At 63.9% G+C, this 16,571-nt stretch carries 23 protein-coding genes; 8 read left to right on the top strand and 15 right to left on the bottom strand.

What is annotated here, in order from left to right; all coding sequences use genetic code 11:
* Positions 1-21 precede the first annotated feature (21 nt).
* Positions 22-453, bottom strand: coding sequence for a MarR family transcriptional regulator (locus tag VGM61_RS10870; RefSeq protein WP_331522828.1), 432 nt, complete (start codon positions 451-453; stop codon positions 22-24).
* 80 nt (positions 454-533) lie between these two features.
* Complete coding sequence (locus VGM61_RS10865; RefSeq protein WP_331522827.1) at positions 534-1,082, bottom strand: C40 family peptidase; 549 nt, start codon at positions 1,080-1,082, stop codon at positions 534-536.
* Between the two features lie 129 nt (positions 1,083-1,211).
* Between VGM61_RS10865 and gorA the strand changes: the two genes are divergently transcribed.
* The 3 genes from gorA to VGM61_RS10850 all read left to right on the top strand — a co-directional run bounded on the left by gorA (position 1,212) and on the right by VGM61_RS10850 (position 3,777).
* Positions 1,212-2,573, top strand: a complete 1,362-nt coding sequence (gorA, locus tag VGM61_RS10860) for a glutathione-disulfide reductase (RefSeq protein ID WP_331522826.1) — start codon at positions 1,212-1,214, stop codon at positions 2,571-2,573.
* 14 nt (positions 2,574-2,587) lie between these two features.
* The gene (hutG, locus tag VGM61_RS10855) at positions 2,588-3,394 is read left to right on the top strand and encodes an N-formylglutamate deformylase (RefSeq protein ID WP_331522825.1); all 807 of its coding nucleotides are present in this window, start codon (positions 2,588-2,590) and stop codon (positions 3,392-3,394) included.
* Between the two features lie 170 nt (positions 3,395-3,564).
* Positions 3,565-3,777, top strand: a complete 213-nt coding sequence (locus VGM61_RS10850) for a hypothetical protein (RefSeq protein WP_331522824.1) — start codon at positions 3,565-3,567, stop codon at positions 3,775-3,777.
* Between the two features lie 58 nt (positions 3,778-3,835).
* On the opposite strand, the gene VGM61_RS10845 is transcribed toward VGM61_RS10850, so the two are convergent.
* From VGM61_RS10845 to VGM61_RS10815, 7 genes are all read right to left on the bottom strand, one after another.
* Positions 3,836-4,594 carry a DNA-binding domain-containing protein gene (locus tag VGM61_RS10845; RefSeq protein ID WP_331522823.1) on the bottom strand — a complete coding sequence of 253 codons (759 nt, stop codon included), beginning with the start codon at positions 4,592-4,594 and terminating at the stop codon, positions 3,836-3,838.
* Positions 4,567-5,421, bottom strand: coding sequence for a DUF692 domain-containing protein (locus tag VGM61_RS10840; protein WP_331522822.1), 855 nt, complete (start codon positions 5,419-5,421; stop codon positions 4,567-4,569). The genes VGM61_RS10845 and VGM61_RS10840 overlap by 28 nt, the downstream gene beginning before the upstream one ends.
* 57 nt (positions 5,422-5,478) lie before the next feature.
* The gene (locus VGM61_RS10835; protein ID WP_331522821.1) at positions 5,479-5,739 is read right to left on the bottom strand and encodes a hypothetical protein; all 261 of its coding nucleotides are present in this window, start codon (positions 5,737-5,739) and stop codon (positions 5,479-5,481) included.
* Between the two features lie 89 nt (positions 5,740-5,828).
* Positions 5,829-6,296 (bottom strand): DoxX family protein, encoded by a 468-nt coding sequence (locus tag VGM61_RS10830; RefSeq protein WP_331522820.1) that lies wholly within the window; start codon positions 6,294-6,296, stop codon positions 5,829-5,831.
* Positions 6,293-7,063 (bottom strand): DNA-binding domain-containing protein, encoded by a 771-nt coding sequence (locus tag VGM61_RS10825; RefSeq protein ID WP_331522819.1) that lies wholly within the window; start codon positions 7,061-7,063, stop codon positions 6,293-6,295. The genes VGM61_RS10830 and VGM61_RS10825 overlap by 4 nt, the downstream gene beginning before the upstream one ends.
* Positions 7,060-7,899, bottom strand: coding sequence for a DUF692 domain-containing protein (locus tag VGM61_RS10820; protein WP_331522818.1), 840 nt, complete (start codon positions 7,897-7,899; stop codon positions 7,060-7,062). Before VGM61_RS10820 ends, VGM61_RS10825 begins: the two co-directional genes overlap by 4 nt.
* 54 nt (positions 7,900-7,953) lie before the next feature.
* The gene (locus VGM61_RS10815) at positions 7,954-8,235 is read right to left on the bottom strand and encodes a DUF2282 domain-containing protein (RefSeq protein WP_331522817.1); all 282 of its coding nucleotides are present in this window, start codon (positions 8,233-8,235) and stop codon (positions 7,954-7,956) included.
* A gap of 173 nt (positions 8,236-8,408) precedes the next feature.
* Between VGM61_RS10815 and VGM61_RS10810 the strand changes: the two genes are divergently transcribed.
* The 3 genes from VGM61_RS10810 to VGM61_RS10800 all read left to right on the top strand — a co-directional run bounded on the left by VGM61_RS10810 (position 8,409) and on the right by VGM61_RS10800 (position 10,332).
* A complete protein-coding gene (locus VGM61_RS10810) occupies positions 8,409-9,050 on the top strand; it encodes a DUF1109 domain-containing protein (protein ID WP_331522816.1) in 642 nt (213 codons plus the stop codon).
* Between the two features lie 68 nt (positions 9,051-9,118).
* On the top strand, positions 9,119-9,694 hold the full coding sequence (locus tag VGM61_RS10805) for a sigma-70 family RNA polymerase sigma factor (protein WP_331522815.1): 576 nt from the start codon (positions 9,119-9,121) through the stop codon (positions 9,692-9,694).
* Complete coding sequence (locus tag VGM61_RS10800; RefSeq protein ID WP_331522814.1) at positions 9,691-10,332, top strand: DUF1109 domain-containing protein; 642 nt, start codon at positions 9,691-9,693, stop codon at positions 10,330-10,332. The genes VGM61_RS10805 and VGM61_RS10800 overlap by 4 nt, the downstream gene beginning before the upstream one ends.
* An 8-nt stretch (positions 10,333-10,340) precedes the next feature.
* Here VGM61_RS10800 and VGM61_RS10795 read toward each other — a convergent pair whose 3' ends face one another.
* From VGM61_RS10795 to asnS, 6 genes are read right to left on the bottom strand one after another with little or no spacing between them, the layout of a single operon-like run.
* The gene (locus tag VGM61_RS10795) at positions 10,341-10,757 is read right to left on the bottom strand and encodes a RidA family protein (protein WP_331522813.1); all 417 of its coding nucleotides are present in this window, start codon (positions 10,755-10,757) and stop codon (positions 10,341-10,343) included.
* The gene (locus VGM61_RS10790) at positions 10,754-12,220 is read right to left on the bottom strand and encodes an aldehyde dehydrogenase (protein WP_331522812.1); all 1,467 of its coding nucleotides are present in this window, start codon (positions 12,218-12,220) and stop codon (positions 10,754-10,756) included. Before VGM61_RS10790 ends, VGM61_RS10795 begins: the two co-directional genes overlap by 4 nt.
* Entirely contained in the window at positions 12,217-13,005 is a 789-nt protein-coding gene (locus VGM61_RS10785) for an SDR family NAD(P)-dependent oxidoreductase (protein WP_331522811.1), read from the bottom strand. Before VGM61_RS10785 ends, VGM61_RS10790 begins: the two co-directional genes overlap by 4 nt.
* Before the next feature lie 38 nt (positions 13,006-13,043).
* A complete protein-coding gene (locus tag VGM61_RS10780; protein WP_331522810.1) occupies positions 13,044-13,385 on the bottom strand; it encodes a hypothetical protein in 342 nt (113 codons plus the stop codon).
* Positions 13,382-14,167 (bottom strand): MalM family protein, encoded by a 786-nt coding sequence (locus VGM61_RS10775; protein WP_331522809.1) that lies wholly within the window; start codon positions 14,165-14,167, stop codon positions 13,382-13,384. The genes VGM61_RS10780 and VGM61_RS10775 overlap by 4 nt, the downstream gene beginning before the upstream one ends.
* Positions 14,168-14,180: 13 nt before the next feature.
* Positions 14,181-15,596 (bottom strand): asparagine--tRNA ligase, encoded by a 1,416-nt coding sequence (gene asnS, locus VGM61_RS10770; RefSeq protein ID WP_331522808.1) that lies wholly within the window; start codon positions 15,594-15,596, stop codon positions 14,181-14,183.
* Positions 15,597-15,683: 87 nt separating this feature from the next.
* On the opposite strand from asnS, the gene VGM61_RS10765 reads away from it, so the two are divergent.
* The gene (locus VGM61_RS10765; protein ID WP_331522807.1) at positions 15,684-16,016 is read left to right on the top strand and encodes an iron-sulfur cluster assembly accessory protein; all 333 of its coding nucleotides are present in this window, start codon (positions 15,684-15,686) and stop codon (positions 16,014-16,016) included.
* A gap of 133 nt (positions 16,017-16,149) precedes the next feature.
* Positions 16,150-16,563: a 30S ribosomal protein S6 gene (gene rpsF, locus VGM61_RS10760; protein ID WP_331522806.1), complete on the top strand. Its 414-nt coding sequence runs from the start codon at positions 16,150-16,152 to the stop codon at positions 16,561-16,563.
* Positions 16,564-16,571 lie beyond the last annotated feature (8 nt).

Raw genomic sequence — 16,571 nt, 5'->3', positions numbered from 1 at the left:
GGGGTTCCTTTCAGTGGGGGGTTAGACGGGGTTGTTGGTGCGAAGCCGGGCGGTAAGGTCGTGCAGATCGCCCAGCAGCTGCATGGCAGCGCTTTCTTCAAGGCCGGTGCGGCAGAACACCTGTTCGGAAACGTCATTTGCCTTGTGCCGAAGCGCATGGCCATCTTCGGTAAGGGTGACGATGAGTTCGCGCTCGTCGTCGGCATTGCGTTGGCGCGTCACCAGGTTCGCCTGCTCCAGACGCTTCAGCAGTGGGGTGAGGGTACCGCTGTCCAGTTGCAGCTGCTTGCCCAGTTCACCCACCGTCACACCATCAGTTTGCCAAAGCACCACCATGACGATGAACTGCGGATAGGTAAGGCCCAATTCGGACAACGGGCCGCGGTAACCGGCTGTCATGGCGCGGGAGGCGGCATAGAGGGCGAAGCAAAGGTGGTTGTCGAGCGGTCTCATGTTTCGAACAATAGCGCACAATTAAATTGTGCGCAATATGATTGACGGTGATCGTTCAGCGACCCGTTAAGCAGGACGGCCTAAAGGACGCGCCGTCCGTATACGAAGTGGTCTTTCCAGTAAGGGCCGTCCAGATTGTCCAGGCGCACGGTGCCGCCACTGTTGGGCGCATGGACGAAGCGGCCCTTGCCGACATAGATGCCTACGTGGCTTACCGAACCCCGGCTACCGAAGAACACCAGATCGCCGCTGGCGAGGTCTCCGGCATCCACGCGCTCGCGGCCCGCTCCCGCCATTTCCTGTGAGGTGCGGGGCAACATCACGCCAGTGGACGTCTTGTAGATGTAACCCACCAGGCCGCTGCAGTCGAAGCCGCCCGCTGGCGTGTTGCCGCCCCAGCGATAGGGCGTGCCGACCAGGCCGATGGCGCGGAAGAGTACGTCGTTGGCGGCGTCCGGTGGCGGCGCGGCGGCACGCTCGTTGGACCAGCCCAGGTTCATGGGGTGGGAGGGCGAACGGCTGGGGGATGACGAGCAGGCGGCAAGAAGCGCCAGTGAAAGTACGGCCAGCGCCCGGACAAGCGTGGAGCGGTGGTTTCGCGTGGCAGTGGTGCAGGCGCGATAGCCCATCGTGCGCAACGTCAGTGGCGTTGACCTGAGCTTATCAAAACAATGGCTTGCGTCAACCTCTTGAGTGAATCGATGAGAAGTGGTCTATAGCGTCCCACCTTATCGACTCAATCAGGGACACTAGTGCCCATGGAAATCGAATCGTTCGACATGATCGTGCTGGGTGCGGGATCCGGTGGCCTTGCCGCCGCCATCCGCGCCGGCCGCCACGGGGCTCGCGTGGCGATACTTGATGACGGCGTCATCGGCGGGACCTGCGTGAATGTGGGTTGCGTACCGAAGAAGGCCATGTGGTATGCCGCGCAAATATCCGACGGCTTCGGCCTGGCGCGGGACTACGGCTTCAAGGATGTAGGTGACGGCCGCCTGGACTGGCCGGCTTTCATCCGCCGCCGCCAGGCCTACATCGATCGCATCCACGCCGGCTATCGCAAGACCCTGGCCGAAACGCACGTGCACATGATCGCCGCCCGCGGCACATTGATTGCCGCCGACCGTGTCACCACCGGCACGCGCACATTGTCAGCCCCGCACATCGTCGTCGCTACCGGCGCGCGGCCGCGCCGGCTGGACACACCGGGCTTTGACCTGGGCATGGTGTCCGATGGCTTCTTCGAGCTGCGCGAATGTCCCCGCCGCACGGCCATCGTCGGCGGTGGGTATATCGCGGTGGAACTGGCCGGGGTCCTGCGCGCGCTCGGCAGCGACGTTACGCTTTATGTGCGCAACCGCCTGATGGGCGGCTTCGATGAGCCCATGGCCTATGCGCTGGGTGAGCACATGGTTGGCCATGGCATCGACATCAACTATGGCTGCCAGATCCAGGACGTTCGCCGTGAAGGCGCGCAACTGCGATTGACCTGCGACAAGGGCGATCAGCCCGGTCCCTACGATGCACTGATGTGGGCCGTGGGCCGCGACCCCAATTCATCGGATATCGGGCTGGAGGGCCTTGGCGTGGAGTGTGATGCAGGGGGCCATATCGTGGTCAACCGCTACCAGGACACCTGCGTGCCGGGCTTGCATGCCATCGGCGACGTCACCCAGGCCAAGGCCCTGACGCCAGTGGCCGTGCAGGCGGGCCGGCGCCTGGCCGACCGTCTGTTCTGCGGCAAGCCCGATGCCCACGTCGACCCCGATTACATTCCCAGCGTGGTGTTTTCCCATCCTCCACTGGGCACCGTGGGCCTGACCGAAGTTGAGGCGCGACAAGTGCATGGCGATGCCGTCACCGTTTACCACGGCAGTTTCGTACCCATGCAGTTCGCCCTGGCCGGGCGCAGCGAGCGCTCGCTGATCCGCATGATCTGCGCTGGGCCAGATGAACGCGTGGTGGGCCTGCACATGCTCGGCGTTGAAGCCGATGAGATCATGCAGGGCTTCGCCGTTGCCTTGCGCCTTGGCGCATGCAAGAAGGATTTCGACGCTACGGTGGCCATCCACCCGACATCGAGCGAGGAGCTGGTGCTCCTGAATGCTCGCACCGCCTAGTTGGAAGGTAGACCATGGAAACGTTCCAGTTGCACCGCGGCACCGCGCCACTGCTGGTGAGCCTGCCGCACAACGGCAGTTTCATTCCCGTCGACATTACCGAACGCATGCATCCGCTGGCGCAGGTTTCACCGGATTCGGATTGGCATGTCGATCTCCTCTACGACTTTGCCATCGGCCTGGGCGCCAGTGTGATCAAGCCATTGGCCTCGCGATACGTCGTGGACCTCAACCGGCCCGCCGACGGACACGCGTTGTATCCCGGGCGCACCGAAACTGGCCTGGTGCCCACGATGATGTTCGACGGCGCCCCGATCTATCGTGACGGCGAAGCTGTGGGTCCGGATGAAACCGCCGCACGCGTCAACCAGTACTGGCGGCCTTACCACACAGCGCTCGCCAGCGAGATCGCACGCATGCGCGATGTACACGAACGCATCGTGCTGTGGGAAGGCCATTCAATCCGTGCCGTGGTGCCGATGCTGTTCGAAGGACGGCTGCCGGACCTGAACCTGGGCACGGCCGATGGCGTCAGTTGCGATCCGTCGCTGCAGGCATCACTCGCGACGCAGCTGGAAGGCCAGGACCGCTACACGCATGTGGTCAACGGGCGCTTCAAGGGCGGCTATATCACGCGCGCTTACGGCAACCCCGGCCAGGGCGTGCACGCGGTGCAACTGGAACTGGCGCAGGTCAATTACATGGACGAGAAAACTTTCGCCTATGACGAAATCAAGGCTGCCGGATTGAAGAAAATCCTTCATCCCCTGCTGCAGGCGTGCATCGGCTTCGCCCAAGCTGCAGCGGGTGCTTCGCAATAACTTACGTTATTGATTAAAAAGGCGTTTTTTCAAGGAACGGAAGCTGAATGCCTTCAGGTTTGTTCATTGTGCGTACGCCTTTGACGGCGCAGGTTAGGCCCTGTCGCGCCGCCCGAGGCGTCGGGTTCCGACCGGGTCCGCGACACCTTCCAACCTAAGGCACTCAGATCATGCGCAAGCTTGCGATCGCTTCCCTCCTCGTGGCGAGTTTTGCCCTTTCGGGCGCCGTGCTGGCCGCCCCGCAGGCGGACGCCGCCGCCAAGTCGGGTACCACTGCCAGTTCCAGTTCTTCAACCGCTCCCGCCAAGCACAAGAAGCACAAGGCCAAGACCTCGAAGACCAAGTCGGATGCGGCAGCCTCTGCCAGCACCAGCGGCAAGTAACCGAAACTGCGGCACCGGTGAAACCCCCGGCTGCGAGGCCGGGGGTTTTTTTGCGTCTTCAGGCGACCGCGACGACCATGCCGTTGCGCAACCAGTCACCCAGCATCGCACCCGCCACGGTGGTAGCCGCCTCTTCGCCGGTGCGACGAGCAAGATCGATGCAGATTTCCCCGAAGCTCGCGCCCATCGTGGCCAGGTCCAGGCAAGTGGCCTCTTCAACCGGCATGCTGGCAAACCGTGTGGATAGTCCATGGCGCCAGACGCGGAGCGCTGGTGGGGTCGTTTCGGTTGGCGAGGTGGATGGAATCCTGTCCTCGTCCATCGCGCGCCAGATCGCCGCCACGTTGCTCTGCACGTGGCGCCAACGCAGGGTCGGTGCGAAGGTTAGAACCGCCTGGTCCCAATCGATATTGACCAGTGCGGCCATGGCAACAGGTGCCTGGTCGGGGCCGGCGAATGCACGGCGCAATGTCCAGTCGAGCCACGCCAGTTCACCTACGTCTGGATCCCGTGGCCAGGCATGATCCAGGTGGGCGGTGAAGCCATCGCCATAGGCGTCCAGGGTCCAGGCGTGAGGTGGATGCAGCCGGATATAAACGTCGGCGGCTTCGTCGAACGCAGCATCGCCGATCCACAAGCGGGTTTTCTCGAAGGTCTCGCGCAGGCATTGCTTGAGCTGGCTGCGATAGGCGTGGGTATAGACGGCCATGCCTTCCGGGGTGGCGCCCGCAGGCAATGGGTCTGCACCCTGCAGGTGGGCGCTGAATGACCGCTGCATATCCCTGAGATTCATGCCGCGCGGGTGCTTCGGTGGCATGCGGTTCCGCCGGCGATCGTGCGCGCCGCGGCAACCTCGGCGAGCAGTTCGGGCAGGGGCGGGATGTGGTCGTCGCGCTCGATCATCGTGGCGACGTCGCCCATGTATTCACAGGCACGCGCATAGAGATCCCACACCGCCGCCGGCACGGGCGCATCGTGCGTGTCGATCAACATGTGCTCGCCCTGGCTGTGGCCGGCCAGGTGAACCTGGCGAACGCGCTCCCAGGGAAGATCGACAAACCATTGCGCCGTATCGAAGCCGTGGTTGATCGCGCTGACATAGATATTGTTGACGTCCAGGAGAAGGTGGCAACCGGTGGCTTGGCACATCGCGGAAAGAAAGGCGGCCTCGGTCATGGCCATACCGGGGAACGCAATGTAGGTGGATGGGTTTTCAAGCAGTAATGCCCGTCCCAGGATGTCCTGCACGCGGTCGATGTTGGTGCAGACCACGGCCAGCGCTTCTTCGCTGTAGGGTAGGGGGAGCAGGTCGTGTGAATTGAAACCGTCGACACCTGTCCAGCACAGGTGGTCGGACACCCATAGCGGGTCGACACGATCGACCAGCTGGCGCAGTCGACGCACATAGCCGACATCGATGCCGTCGACGGCGCCGATGTTCAGCGATACGCCGTGCAGGGCGACGGGGTATTGCCCGCGCACGCGCGCCAGTACATCGAGCGGGCGGCCACCATCGACCATGAAGTTCTCGGAAATCACTTCGACGAAGTCCACCGGCTGGGGTGCCGCCAGGAAGGCATCGTAGTGGGGCGGCCGCAGGCCAATGCCGAATCCTTGGAAGGGCGTGATCGCATCGCGCTGCATGGTGGGCTCCTCAAAAAAAGGAGCCCGGACGGTTGTCCGTCCGGGCCTGGTCTTCGATCAGCCCGCCGGCGGGGTGGTGCTGCCACCCTGGGCCGAACATTCCTTCACCGACACGGCCTTGAAGCCCTGGCCCTTGCAGGAATTCTGGCCCTTGCACTCGTGGTTGCCGGATTTGCAATCCGACGTGCCCTTGCAGCTGTTGATGCCGTAGCAGTGCACGACCTTGACGTCATGCTCGGCAGCCTGCGCCGGGCTGACGGCGGCGACGGCGAAGATGGCGGCGGCGGCAGCGATGCCATAGGTAGCGGTATGGTTCATGGATGTATCTCCAGCGTGGGTTGATGCCGATTGGCGTGCATGAATTCGTGGACTCGATGCCGGCGGTTACACCGCCTTAAAAAAAATCATCAGCTGATTCGAAGCGCGCGATCGGCCGACCACTTGCCACCGCCGCGGGCCACAAGGTAGATCAACAAGGCGGCCCACGAAAGATGGGTCGGCCAGGCGTCGGGATACACGAACACTTCGATCACCGTGGTCATGCCTAGCAAGGCAAGCGCGGAAAGCCGCGTGGCCAGTCCCAGCACCAGCAACACCGGAATGAACGTCTCGGCGTAGGCCGCCATGTGCGCGGCGATGTCCGGTGGCACGAGGGGAATTTTGTATTCGTCCTGGAACAGTTGGTACGTGCTGTCGGTGATGGTAAGGAAGCCTTCGACCTTGGTGCGTCCGGACTGGAAGAAGATCGCGGCGATGGAAAAACGCGCCAGCAGGGCAAGAAACGAGTGGCCGACCACATCCGATACCCAGTCGCAGAGGTGGTTCCAGCGCGCGGCCAGGCTGCTGCGCATCGGTTGAATGGTGGTGTCGGTCATGGGAGATCCTTGGCGGATGGTGGGAGGGTGGCGTTGGTGAAGGCGCCCGTGGTGATCAGTTGCACCAGCGCCATGTCCAGGCGCGCGGCGTGGTGTGAATGGCGGGCCACGTTCATCGATGCCCCGAGCGCATGACCTGCCTGGATGGCCTGGAGAAGATCGCAGGTGGCCTGGTCTATCGCGGTGGTGTGGACACGGTCTGTCCGTCGCACGATGAGCGTGGCTTCACCCGTCCAGTGAAGGTCGCCCTGGACGGCGTGGCCGACGCGGCTGGCCTCCCAGATGCTGCGCGAAGGAAAGGCTGAGCTTTGCCAACGCACCGAGGGATGCAGGTGCAATTCGCAGCGGCCGAGGTCCCGTGCCGACATGTTCAGCAGGGTGTCCGGTTCCAGGGTCGGTGCGTCCGTGGCATGTGATGACGCCAGCAACAGCCAGTCCAGCCTTGCAACGTCCGCGAGGTAGGGAATGTCGCTGGCGGCTTCGATGGTTTCGAGGAAATCGGCAAAGTTTTCCCCATAGCCGATCAGGCGTCCGTCCAAAGGCATCGATCCGCTGGCATACAGGGCAGCTACCGACCGGAACCAGTCCCGTCCCACCAGGCACGCCACAGCAGGGAAATTCGCCTCGAGGGCATCGACACAGGCCTTCATCCAGGTGTTTCGATAGACCGCGAAGCCAGCCTGTGCCGAAAGCGCAGATGCGGGCGCCCCGTCACCACGGATGGCATCGATGAAGTGGTCCTGGAACGCGGCGAGGGAAACGTTCATGCTGCCTGCCTTTTCGCAGGCAGCCACTGGGCCGCCATGGCGCGCTCACGCATCAGTTCCTCCCACGATGGTATGTTGCCGTCGCGTTCGATCAGCACGGGCACGGCTCCCACGCGGGCGATGACATGGCGGAAGAGTTGCCAGACCTCATCGCCGACGGGCGCATCGTGGGAATCCACCAACAGGGCCGGCCCCAACACGGGATCCTGCGCATGCCCGGCAAGGTGGATTTCGGTGACTGCCTCCACCGGGAATGCGTCCAGATAGCCAAGGGCATCGGTGCCCAGGTTCCGTGCACTGACATGGACGTTATTGATGTCCAGCAACAGGCCGCATCCGCTGCGGCGTGCAAGCTCCGTCAGGAAATCGGTTTCGCTGAAATCGTGCCCATCCAGGTGCACGTAGTGCGAAGGGTTCTCCACCGAAATGGCGCGACCCAGTGCTTCTTGTGTGCGCTGGATGTTGTCGGTGATACGGGCGAGTGCTTGGTGGTTGCGCGGGAAGGGCAGCAGGTCCGGCGCGTACTCGCCGCGCCAGGTGGACCACGCCAGGTGCTCGGACACCAGCACAGGCTGCACGCGTTGCACCAACTCACGCAATCGTGCCAGGTGGGCGGCGTCGGGCGCGACATCAGCGGCCAGGGACAGTGATACACCGTGCAGCGACAGCGGGTGCCTTGCCGCCAGTGATTGAAGTGCCAGCCGCCGCGGACCGCCATCAACCATGTAGTTTTCCGGATGTACCTCGAACCATAGTCCTTCAGCGGTCGCGTCCAGCGCCTCGGGAAAATGCTCAAGCTTCAGACCGAGGCCAGCGCCAAGGAGGGAGGTGCGCATGGGATTGCCCTTCTTTCCAGGACGGCCGCCGGCATGCCGGCGGCCGTGTCCTTGTCAGGCGCCGACCTTGGTCAGCGAGCCGTGGCCTTTGGGCGTGGTGATCGCGGTGCAGGTGCCGGCGGGCACGTTCTTCCAGGCGTTGGCCTGGTAATCGGCCTTCGAAGTGCCCGCGCACGTGGTGCCTGCACCGGCGGCGCAGTCGTTATGGCCGGCCTTGGCCACGCCCCAGCACTTCTCGACCTTGGGCTTGGCGGCGTTGTGGTCATCGGCGAAGGCAGCGGTCGAGACCAGGGTAGCCAGGGCGAGGGCGATGGACGTCATGTGGCGAGCTTTCATCAGGAATCTCCAATCAAGGGGGGAGGGCTATCCCACGGTTACGGGGATGCAGCGGTGAATTCGGACGTGGACGCGAGTCGGTTACAGATCGTTGCGTCGAAATTCGTTGCGCCGTCCTGTAACCGTCGGGAACGATCCAACGAACTCACCATCGAATACACCGGAAGCCAATAATGAAGACGCGGGACCTCATCGCCAGCCTTGCCGCCGAAGTACGTCCGGTGGATCGCCACGTCGTTGCACGCCGGCTGGCATGGTCGGTCGCGTGCGGCATGCTGGTGGCGACATTGGCCGTGCTGTTGGTCGGCGGCACGCGGCCGGACATGGACCTGGTGATCGACTCCCCCGCCTTTTGGCTGAAGGCTGCCTTTCCGGCGGCGGTTGGCGTGGGAGCCCTTGTGCTTTGTAGCCGCGTCTCGCGGCCGGGGGCGCGCACGCGGCTTGGCTGGATCATGCTTGCCGTACCCCTCTTCGCCGTCTGGGCAGCGGCGGCTTATGTGATCGCATCGGCGCCGCCGCATCTGCGCACGCAATTGGTGCTGGGCCAGACCTGGCGCGTGTGCACGTTCAACGTGGTCTCGCTTTCGCTGCCGAGCTTCATCGCTACGTTCTGGGCCATGCGCGGTCTGGCACCGACCCGGTTGTCCCTGGCCGGTGCAGTGGCAGGCCTGCTGGCGGGGGCCCAGGCGGTGCTGGTATATACCCTGTATTGTGCCGAGATGGCGCCGCCGTTCTGGGCCACCTGGTACGTGCTGGGGATGTTGCTGCCCACTGGCGCCGGGGCATTGCTCGGACCGCGATTGCTACGATGGTAAGTACACTGGCTCATCCCCATGCATAAGTTGATTTCGGTGTCGTCCCGCAGACAGGGATGGAAGTGCCCATGAACACAGGTAGCCTGTCGCCTTCCGTGGCGGTGGCGGAGATTACGCTCAAGCAGTGTTTTGTTGCCGGGCTTGCCGGCGACGCCCTGGAATACCGCCGGTTCCTCGACGGCCTCAGTGGGCACATGCGCGCGTATCTTCGCCGGCGCCTTCCAAGGGCGCAGGACGACGTCGAAGACATCCTGCAGGAGATCCTGTTGGCGGTGCACAATGCGCGCCATACCTATCACGATGGACAACCGCTCACCGCATGGCTGCATGCCATCGCGCGCTACAAACTGATGGATTTTTTCCGCGCCCATTCACGCCGCGAGGCCCTGCACGATCCGATCAACGCAGACGACGACCGGATCTTCGTCGCATCCGATGTCGAGCCCGCCGACGCCCGCCGCGACATTTCCCGCTTGCTTGACACTTTGCCCGACCGCCATCGCCTGCCGATCGTCTTCGTCAAGCTGCAGGGGCTGTCCGTGGCCGAAGCGTCGCGAGCCACCGGTCTTTCCGAATCGGCGGTAAAAGTGGGTGTCCATCGTGGATTGAAAGCGCTTGCCGCGCGCATCCGGGGGGAGGCATGAAAACTGAAAACCTGATTGACATGCTCGCTGCCGAAAGTCCGGCGGTGGACCGCGCCATGCCGGCGCGCCGCTTCACCCTGGCGTTATTGGCCGGCATCATTGCGGCGGTGTTGCTGATGGCCGTTGGCCTGGGCGTTCGTCCCGATCTTGCCACGGTGGTGCACGGCGGCCTGTTCTGGGCGAAGGTAGCCTTCGCACTGGCCATGCTGGCCACGGCGCTGCTGGTGACATTACGCCTGTCACGACCCGGCTTGCCCATGGGCGGTAGCTGGGCGGCACTGGCAACGCCCGTGGTACTGGTCTGGGGCGTGGCGGCTTTCGTACTGGCACAAGCACCCGCTGGCACACGCCTGGCGCTGGAGCTGGGGCATACCTGGAAGGTTTGCCCGCCGTTGATCGCGGTACTGTCCATTCCCGCCTGCATCGCCATGTTCTGGGCGGTACGCAGCATGGCACCGGTGCGGCTGCGCCTTGCCGGTGCCGCTACGGGCCTGGTTGGCGGCGCTACCGCCACGCTGGCGTATTGCCTGCACTGTCCGGAAATGGCACCGCCGTTCTGGGCCATCTGGTACCTGGCCGGCATGCTCATTCCCGCGGCCGTCGGCGCGGTCATCGGGCCGCGCGTGCTTCGCTGGTAGCTGCGTTGCTAGCTGTCGATCCAGGCCACGCACTTCAGTTCGATGGCGATCGGCGTGGGCAGGCAATCGATGCCGACCGTCGTCCGACAGGCGTCGACACCCGTGAAGAACTTTGCATAAGCCGCGTTATACGTGGCGAAGTCGCGCGTCATGTCGGTGAGGTACACGGTGATGTCCACCAGGTTCGCGATGGTGGCGCCGCTGGCTTCAAGTACCGCCTGCACATTGGCGAACACCTGCTCGCACTGGGACTGGATGTCGTAGCCCACCAGCGTGCCGTGTTCATCGAAGACATTCCCCGGCACTGCGTTGTCCGCGGCGCGCCTGGGACCGACGCCTGAAAGAAAAAGCAGGTTGCCCACGCGCCGCGCGTGGGGATAGGCGCCGACGGGCCTGGGTGCGTTGTCGGTATTCACCGTACTCATGCGTGCGGGGACTCCATGGCGATGCAGACATTCTTTGCTTCGGAAAAGAACCGCAGGGCTTCCACACCGCCCTCGCGCCCCAGTCCTGATTGCCTGACACCGCCGAACGGCGTGCGCAGGTCGCGCAGCATCCAGCAATTGACCCAGACGATGCCGGTGGCAAGCTTCGCGGACACCCGGTGCGCCCGCGAGAGGTCGTCGGTCCAGAGCGAAGCGGCAAGGCCGTAGTCGCTGGTATTGGCCAGCGCAATGGCCTCGGCTTCGTCGTCAAAAGGAATAAGCGTAACGACAGGGCCGAAGATCTCCTGGCGATTGGTGGCAGTGTCCGCGCCCAGCCCTTCGATCACCGTGGGTTCGATGAACCAGCCCTCCGCGCATCGGCCTTCGACGTGCACGATGTTTCCACCGCAGGCCACCGTGCCACCTTCGCCGCGCGCCGTGGCGATTGCGTCGATTACCTTGCGGAAGTGCGCTTGGGACACCAATGCGCCGAGATCGGTGTCTGCGTGCAATGGATCGCCCACTGTCAGCGCGCGAACGCGTTCCAGGTAGCGTTGGCGAAAGCTGTCGTAGATGGAGCGCTGAACCAGCAGGCGCGAACCGCACAGGCAGATCTCGCCCTGGTTGGCGAACCCCGAACGCACGATGGTATCCAGCCGCGCATCGTCGATCCGCGCGTCGTCGAAGACGATGGTGGCGTTCTTGCCGCCCAGTTCAAGCGAGGTCTTGCGGAACAACGGCGCAGTGATGGCGGCAATCGAGCGGCCTGTGCGTGTGCTGCCGGTAAACGACACCGCCTTGATGCCCGGATGCCCCACCAGGTGGTCGCCGATGTCGGTGCCATGGCCGTGCACGATATTGAGTACACCATCGGGCAGGCCGGCTTTGGCTGCCAGTTCGCCGAACATCCACGCCGTGAGCGGGGTCACTTCCGACGGCTTGGCCACTACCGTATTGCCCGCGGCCAGCGCGGGCGCAATCTTCCAGGTGAAGAGGTAAAGCGGCAGGTTCCAGGGGCTGATGCAGGCCACTGCGCCCAGCGGCTGGCGTAGTGTGTAGTTCAGCGTGCCACCAGGCATCGGATGGGCTTCGCTGCTCCATTGGGTGATGGCCGCGGCGAAGAAACGCAAGTTGGCCACCGCGCGGGGGATGTCCAGGTTCCGCGCCAGCGCCAGCGGCTTGCCGTTGTCCCGCGACTCTGCCGCGGCGAACGATTCCAGATCAGCCTCTAACAGATCGGCAAGGCGATGCAGGATGGCAGCGCGCGCGTCCAGCGGCGTGGCGGCCCACGCGGGCGCAGCGCTGTTTGCCGCAGCTACGGCATCGTCGAGGTCTGCCCGTGTCGACGCCGGACAGCGCGCGAATACCCGGGCGGTGGCAGGCTCGAACACATCCAGATACGCGCCCTCGCGCGGCGCGCGTGCGTAACCACCGATGAGGTTGCCAAGGGTCACCATGCTCATGACAGCGACCGCGTGCGGCCACCATCGACCGCGATGCTGACGCCGTTGACGTAGGCCGCAGCCGGGGTGCACAGGAAAGCCGCCACGGCAGCCACTTCGCTGGCCTCGCCGAAACGGCCGGCAGGCACATGGGCCAGCATGCCTCGCTCGATCTCGCTGGCGTCCTTGCCAGTGCTGCGCTGGCTGGCCTCGACCAGGCCCGCAAGGCGCTGCGTGCGTGTATAGCCCGGCAGTACATTGTTTACGGTGATGCCGTCGGCGGCGATTTCACCGGCGAGCGTTTTTGCCCAGCCCGCCACGGCAGCACGCACGGTGTTCGATACGCCAAGGTTCGCCAGTGGCTCCTTCACCGAAGTGGAGATGATGTTCACCACTCGGCCAAAATGTGCGGCGCGCATGCCCGGCAGTACGGTGGTGATTAACACCTGGCCGCCGATCAAGTGTTGCCGGAACACATCGGCATAGGCTTCGGTGGAAGCGGCATGGGCCGGACCGCCTGGCGGTCCGCCGGAATTGTTGATCAAGATGTGCACGGGCGCAGCGGCGACGATGGCCTGGACCACCGCGCGTAGCCCTTCGGTATCGCCCATGTCGGCCACTGCGTGGTCATGCTTTTGCCCGGCTGGCCGGGGCAGGGCAGCGACCATGTTGGCAAGGGCAGTGTCCGAACGGGCGAGGGCGGTAACGGTAACGCCGAGCAAAGCGAGCTCGTGCGCAGTGGCGCGCCCGATGCCCTGCGACGCTCCACAGACGAGCGCGTGGCGCCCGGTAAGGTCCAGCTCCATCGACGCTTCCTTTGCTTAAGGCGGTGACCCGCCCATTGTCAGTGAGCGGTGTACTGCAACGCCAGCGCGGCCAGCCAGCATGGCCAGGCAAGCCAGGGCGTGAGCTTCCAGATGCCGTGCCAGCGGTTGAGCTGGCGGTTCTCAAACAGCGCCGGGGCTGCTGACCGCAACACGTGCTGCAGGCGCGCCCAGGTACGCAGGGGATTGCCGCGACCTTCTTCGGGCACCGCGATGATGCGCCACTGGTCGGGGTAGTGCGTACGCAGGATGCCGGCGATGCGGTACTGGGCGAAGAAGTGCAGCAGGAAGCAGATCACGCCGGCCAGCAGCAGGCCGCCATAGAGCGCCAGCAGCAGGACAGCGGAGCCCGGGTTGCTCATGTACCGACATCCTTGAGGATCTTCGGGATGGTGTCGCGCAGGGTGGAGATCACGCCGTTGCCCTGCGGGGTCTTGTCGCAGACGCCGTTCTTGATCGCCCGGCGGTAGCTGTCGCTCTGCATGCCCACGAATACCACGCCGTCCGGGCCGTGAGGGATCTTGAAACTGCCCGCCGTGGTCATCTTCACCGGCGCCTCGGCCGAGAATGCCGCGGGTGATTGCTCCCAATAAGTCTGGGCTTCCAGTTGCTTGGGCGAGGTATACACCACCAGGTACCGGGCCTTGTCGTTCTGCACGGTGAGTTCACCGAAGGCGCCGCTGGTTTCGGACGTCCAGCCCATGTACTCACAAAGCTGGAGGTCTTTCGAGTCGATCGGCTGGAAGGCTTCATCGAGCACCACCAGGGTGGGTGCGAAGAGATACGACGAATGCATCCAGCGGCCGTTGAGCTCGGCCTTCACGCCGATGTTGTACGGTAGCTTCGCCGTGGTGGGCAGGCGGAAAGCCAGGAAATAGCTTTGCTCCCCATTGAGGTTGGCCACCGGGCTTGAGTCGTTGACGACGAAACGGCGTGGCTCCGGCGGCAGCATGTCCTGGAAAGAGAAATCGGCGAAGGTGCTGCAGCACGCCGAGGCGTCGTTGAGCTTTTTCTTCGCCGCATCAAGGCCGGCCTCCTGGTTCTGCGCCGGCGCTCGCAGGTTCGGCGGCACGATGGCGTGGCAGCCGGCCAGGGCAAGCAGGCCGGCGATAGTGAGGGCAAGTTGGATCGGTCGTAGATGCATGGGCTTAAAGGGTCTAGAACTCGGCTGTCCCTGCCGCACGTGGATAAGGAATGGCGTCGCGGATGTTGGCAAGGCCGCACACGTACACCAGCAGGCGCTCGAACCCCAGGCCGAAACCGGCATGGGGAACGGTGCCGTAGCGGCGCAGGTCGCGGTACCAGGCGTAGGTATTTGCATCCAGGCCGAATTTCGCCATGCGCCGGTCGAGGTAGTCCACGCGCTCTTCGCGCTGGGCTCCGCCGATGATCTCGCCGATACCCGGTGCCAGCACGTCCATTGCCGCCACCGTGCGCTCGTCGTCGTTCAGGCGCATATAGAAAGACTTGATTGCCTCGGGATAGTTCATCACCACCACCGGGCGGCCGATGTGTTTCTCGGCCAGGTAACGCTCGTGCTCGGTCTGCAGGTCCACGCCCCAGGCCACGGGATAGTCAAACTTCTGGCCGCAGTTGCGCAGGATTTCAACCGCTTCGGTGTAGTCGATGCGTTCGAACGGCTGGCTGATGAAGGCTTCCAGGCGCGAGATGGCATCCGGCTGCACGCGCTCGGCGAAGAACGCCATGTCATCGCCGCGCTCGTCCAGGATGGTCTTGAAGATGGCCTTCAGGAAACCCTCGGCGAGGTCGGCGTTGTCGTTGAGGTCGGCGAAGGCGAACTCCGGTTCCACCATCCAGAACTCGGCCAGGTGGCGAGGGGTGTTGGAGTTCTCGGCGCGGAAGGTGGGGCCGAAGGTGTACACCTTGCTCATCGCCATGGCGTAGGCCTCGACGTTGAGCTGGCCCGATACCGTAAGGAACGCTTCCCGGCCGAAGAAATCCTTCCGGAAGTCGATCTTGCCTTCCGCATCGCGGGGGAGGTTGGCCAGATCCAGGGTGGACAGCCGGAACATGTCGCCGGCGCCCTCGGCGTCGGAGGTGGTGACGATCGGCGTGTTGACCCAGATGAAACCCTGTTCGGTGAGGTACCGGTGGATCGCCATCATCATGGTGTGGCGCACACGGGAGACCGCACCGAAGAGGTTGGTGCGGATGCGCAGATGGGCTACCTCGCGCAGGAATTCCATCGAGTGCTGCTTGGGCTGGATCGGGTAGGTTTCCGGGTCGTCGACGAAGCCGGTCACTTCAATGCCGGTTGCCTGCAGCTCGAAGGCCTGGCCCTTGCCCTGGGAGGGCACCAGGGTGCCGGTGGCGATGAAAGCCGCCCCGGCGGTGAGGTGCAGCACCTCGGTGTCGTAGTTGGGCAGGGTATTGGCGGCCACGACCTGGATCGGGTCGAAGCAGGAACCGTCGGTCAGGTTCACGAACGACAGCCCAGCCTTGGAATCGCGGCGGGTGCGCACCCAGCCGCGCACGGTCACCTGGCGCCCTTCCAGGGACGCACCATCGGCCGCCTTGCCGGCCAGGGCCTGTTTGACGCTAACTACCGTCATTGCTTGAAACTCCATGCGAGCCGCCCCCAAATGGGCGCAAGAAGACCCCGCATGATAATCTAATGCAGTGCAGCAGAAGACCCGTCCATGAGCATTTCCATCACTCCCGCCGCCAGCGAGCGCATGCGTAGCTTCCTGGCCTCCAGTCCCGGAGCCGCCGGTGTGCGTTTTGGCGTGAGAAAAATGGGCTGTTCAGGTTTCGGCTACGTGGTGGACCTGGCCGAAGGCGTGGCCGAGGGCGACCAGGTACTCGATATCGAGGGCATCCCCCTGGTGGTCAGCGATACCAGCCTGCCGTTGGTCGACGGCACCCTGATCGACTTCCAGCGCCAGGGCCTGAACGCATCCTTTGTCTTCCACAACCCCAACGCCGTGGGCGAATGCGGCTGTGGCGAGAGCTTCTCGGTCGACAAGGCCTGAACCGCCGCTTGCCCATCACGGGCTTTTGACGCTACTATTGTGGGCTGCCGTCCGCCTGGACGGTAAGACTTGCCTCACCGCACCCGCGGGAGGCTGCCATCCCCGGAAGGGGTGACATCCACAAGGAGACAACATGCGTCACTATGAAGTCGTGTTCATGGTCCATCCGGACCAGAGCGAACAGGTGCCGGCCATGATCGAGCGTTACAAAACGCTGATCGAAGGCGACAACGGCAAGATCCACCGCCTGGAAGATTGGGGCCGCCGCCAGCTGGCCTACCCCATCGCGAACCTGGCCAAAGCCCACTACGTGATGCTGAACATCGAAGTCGGCCAGAACGCGCTGAACGAGCTGGAATCCGGCTTCCGTTTCAACGACGCGGTGCTGCGCCACCTGGTGATCAAGCGTGACGAGGCCGATATCGAGCCTTCCTTCATCATCAAGAGCAAGGAAAAGGACGACGCCAAGGGTTCGCGTCGCCGTGACGACGACGATGGTGACGGCGAGCGCCGCATCAACCGTGACGCCGACGACAGCGACGACTGATAGGAGAC

Source organism: Pinirhizobacter sp. (assembly GCF_036499745.1).
Classification (GTDB): Bacteria; Pseudomonadota; Gammaproteobacteria; order Xanthomonadales; family Rhodanobacteraceae; genus Pinirhizobacter.
The sequence above is the reverse complement of the archived record's forward strand: the minus strand, read 5'-3'. Positions and strand labels throughout refer to the sequence as shown.

What these genes read in the sequence shown, in the direction of transcription:
- VGM61_RS10870 (WP_331522828.1), bottom strand. Translation starts at nt 453, where the DNA reads ATGAGACCGCTCGACAACCACCTTTGCTTCGCCCTCTATGCCGCCTCC.
- VGM61_RS10865 (WP_331522827.1), bottom strand. Translation starts at nt 1,082, where the DNA reads ATGGGCTATCGCGCCTGCACCACTGCCACGCGAAACCACCGCTCCACG.
- gorA (WP_331522826.1), top strand. Translation starts at nt 1,212, where the DNA reads ATGGAAATCGAATCGTTCGACATGATCGTGCTGGGTGCGGGATCCGGT.
- hutG (WP_331522825.1), top strand. Translation starts at nt 2,588, where the DNA reads ATGGAAACGTTCCAGTTGCACCGCGGCACCGCGCCACTGCTGGTGAGC.
- VGM61_RS10850 (WP_331522824.1), top strand. Translation starts at nt 3,565, where the DNA reads ATGCGCAAGCTTGCGATCGCTTCCCTCCTCGTGGCGAGTTTTGCCCTT.
- VGM61_RS10845 (WP_331522823.1), bottom strand. Translation starts at nt 4,594, where the DNA reads ATGCCACCGAAGCACCCGCGCGGCATGAATCTCAGGGATATGCAGCGG.
- VGM61_RS10840 (WP_331522822.1), bottom strand. Translation starts at nt 5,421, where the DNA reads ATGCAGCGCGATGCGATCACGCCCTTCCAAGGATTCGGCATTGGCCTG.
- VGM61_RS10835 (WP_331522821.1), bottom strand. Translation starts at nt 5,739, where the DNA reads ATGAACCATACCGCTACCTATGGCATCGCTGCCGCCGCCGCCATCTTC.
- VGM61_RS10830 (WP_331522820.1), bottom strand. Translation starts at nt 6,296, where the DNA reads ATGACCGACACCACCATTCAACCGATGCGCAGCAGCCTGGCCGCGCGC.
- VGM61_RS10825 (WP_331522819.1), bottom strand. Translation starts at nt 7,063, where the DNA reads ATGAACGTTTCCCTCGCCGCGTTCCAGGACCACTTCATCGATGCCATC.
- VGM61_RS10820 (WP_331522818.1), bottom strand. Translation starts at nt 7,899, where the DNA reads ATGCGCACCTCCCTCCTTGGCGCTGGCCTCGGTCTGAAGCTTGAGCAT.
- VGM61_RS10815 (WP_331522817.1), bottom strand. Translation starts at nt 8,235, where the DNA reads ATGAAAGCTCGCCACATGACGTCCATCGCCCTCGCCCTGGCTACCCTG.
- VGM61_RS10810 (WP_331522816.1), top strand. Translation starts at nt 8,409, where the DNA reads ATGAAGACGCGGGACCTCATCGCCAGCCTTGCCGCCGAAGTACGTCCG.
- VGM61_RS10805 (WP_331522815.1), top strand. Translation starts at nt 9,119, where the DNA reads ATGAACACAGGTAGCCTGTCGCCTTCCGTGGCGGTGGCGGAGATTACG.
- VGM61_RS10800 (WP_331522814.1), top strand. Translation starts at nt 9,691, where the DNA reads ATGAAAACTGAAAACCTGATTGACATGCTCGCTGCCGAAAGTCCGGCG.
- VGM61_RS10795 (WP_331522813.1), bottom strand. Translation starts at nt 10,757, where the DNA reads ATGAGTACGGTGAATACCGACAACGCACCCAGGCCCGTCGGCGCCTAT.
- VGM61_RS10790 (WP_331522812.1), bottom strand. Translation starts at nt 12,220, where the DNA reads ATGAGCATGGTGACCCTTGGCAACCTCATCGGTGGTTACGCACGCGCG.
- VGM61_RS10785 (WP_331522811.1), bottom strand. Translation starts at nt 13,005, where the DNA reads ATGGAGCTGGACCTTACCGGGCGCCACGCGCTCGTCTGTGGAGCGTCG.
- VGM61_RS10780 (WP_331522810.1), bottom strand. Translation starts at nt 13,385, where the DNA reads ATGAGCAACCCGGGCTCCGCTGTCCTGCTGCTGGCGCTCTATGGCGGC.
- VGM61_RS10775 (WP_331522809.1), bottom strand. Translation starts at nt 14,167, where the DNA reads ATGCATCTACGACCGATCCAACTTGCCCTCACTATCGCCGGCCTGCTT.
- asnS (WP_331522808.1), bottom strand. Translation starts at nt 15,596, where the DNA reads ATGACGGTAGTTAGCGTCAAACAGGCCCTGGCCGGCAAGGCGGCCGAT.
- VGM61_RS10765 (WP_331522807.1), top strand. Translation starts at nt 15,684, where the DNA reads ATGAGCATTTCCATCACTCCCGCCGCCAGCGAGCGCATGCGTAGCTTC.
- rpsF (WP_331522806.1), top strand. Translation starts at nt 16,150, where the DNA reads ATGCGTCACTATGAAGTCGTGTTCATGGTCCATCCGGACCAGAGCGAA.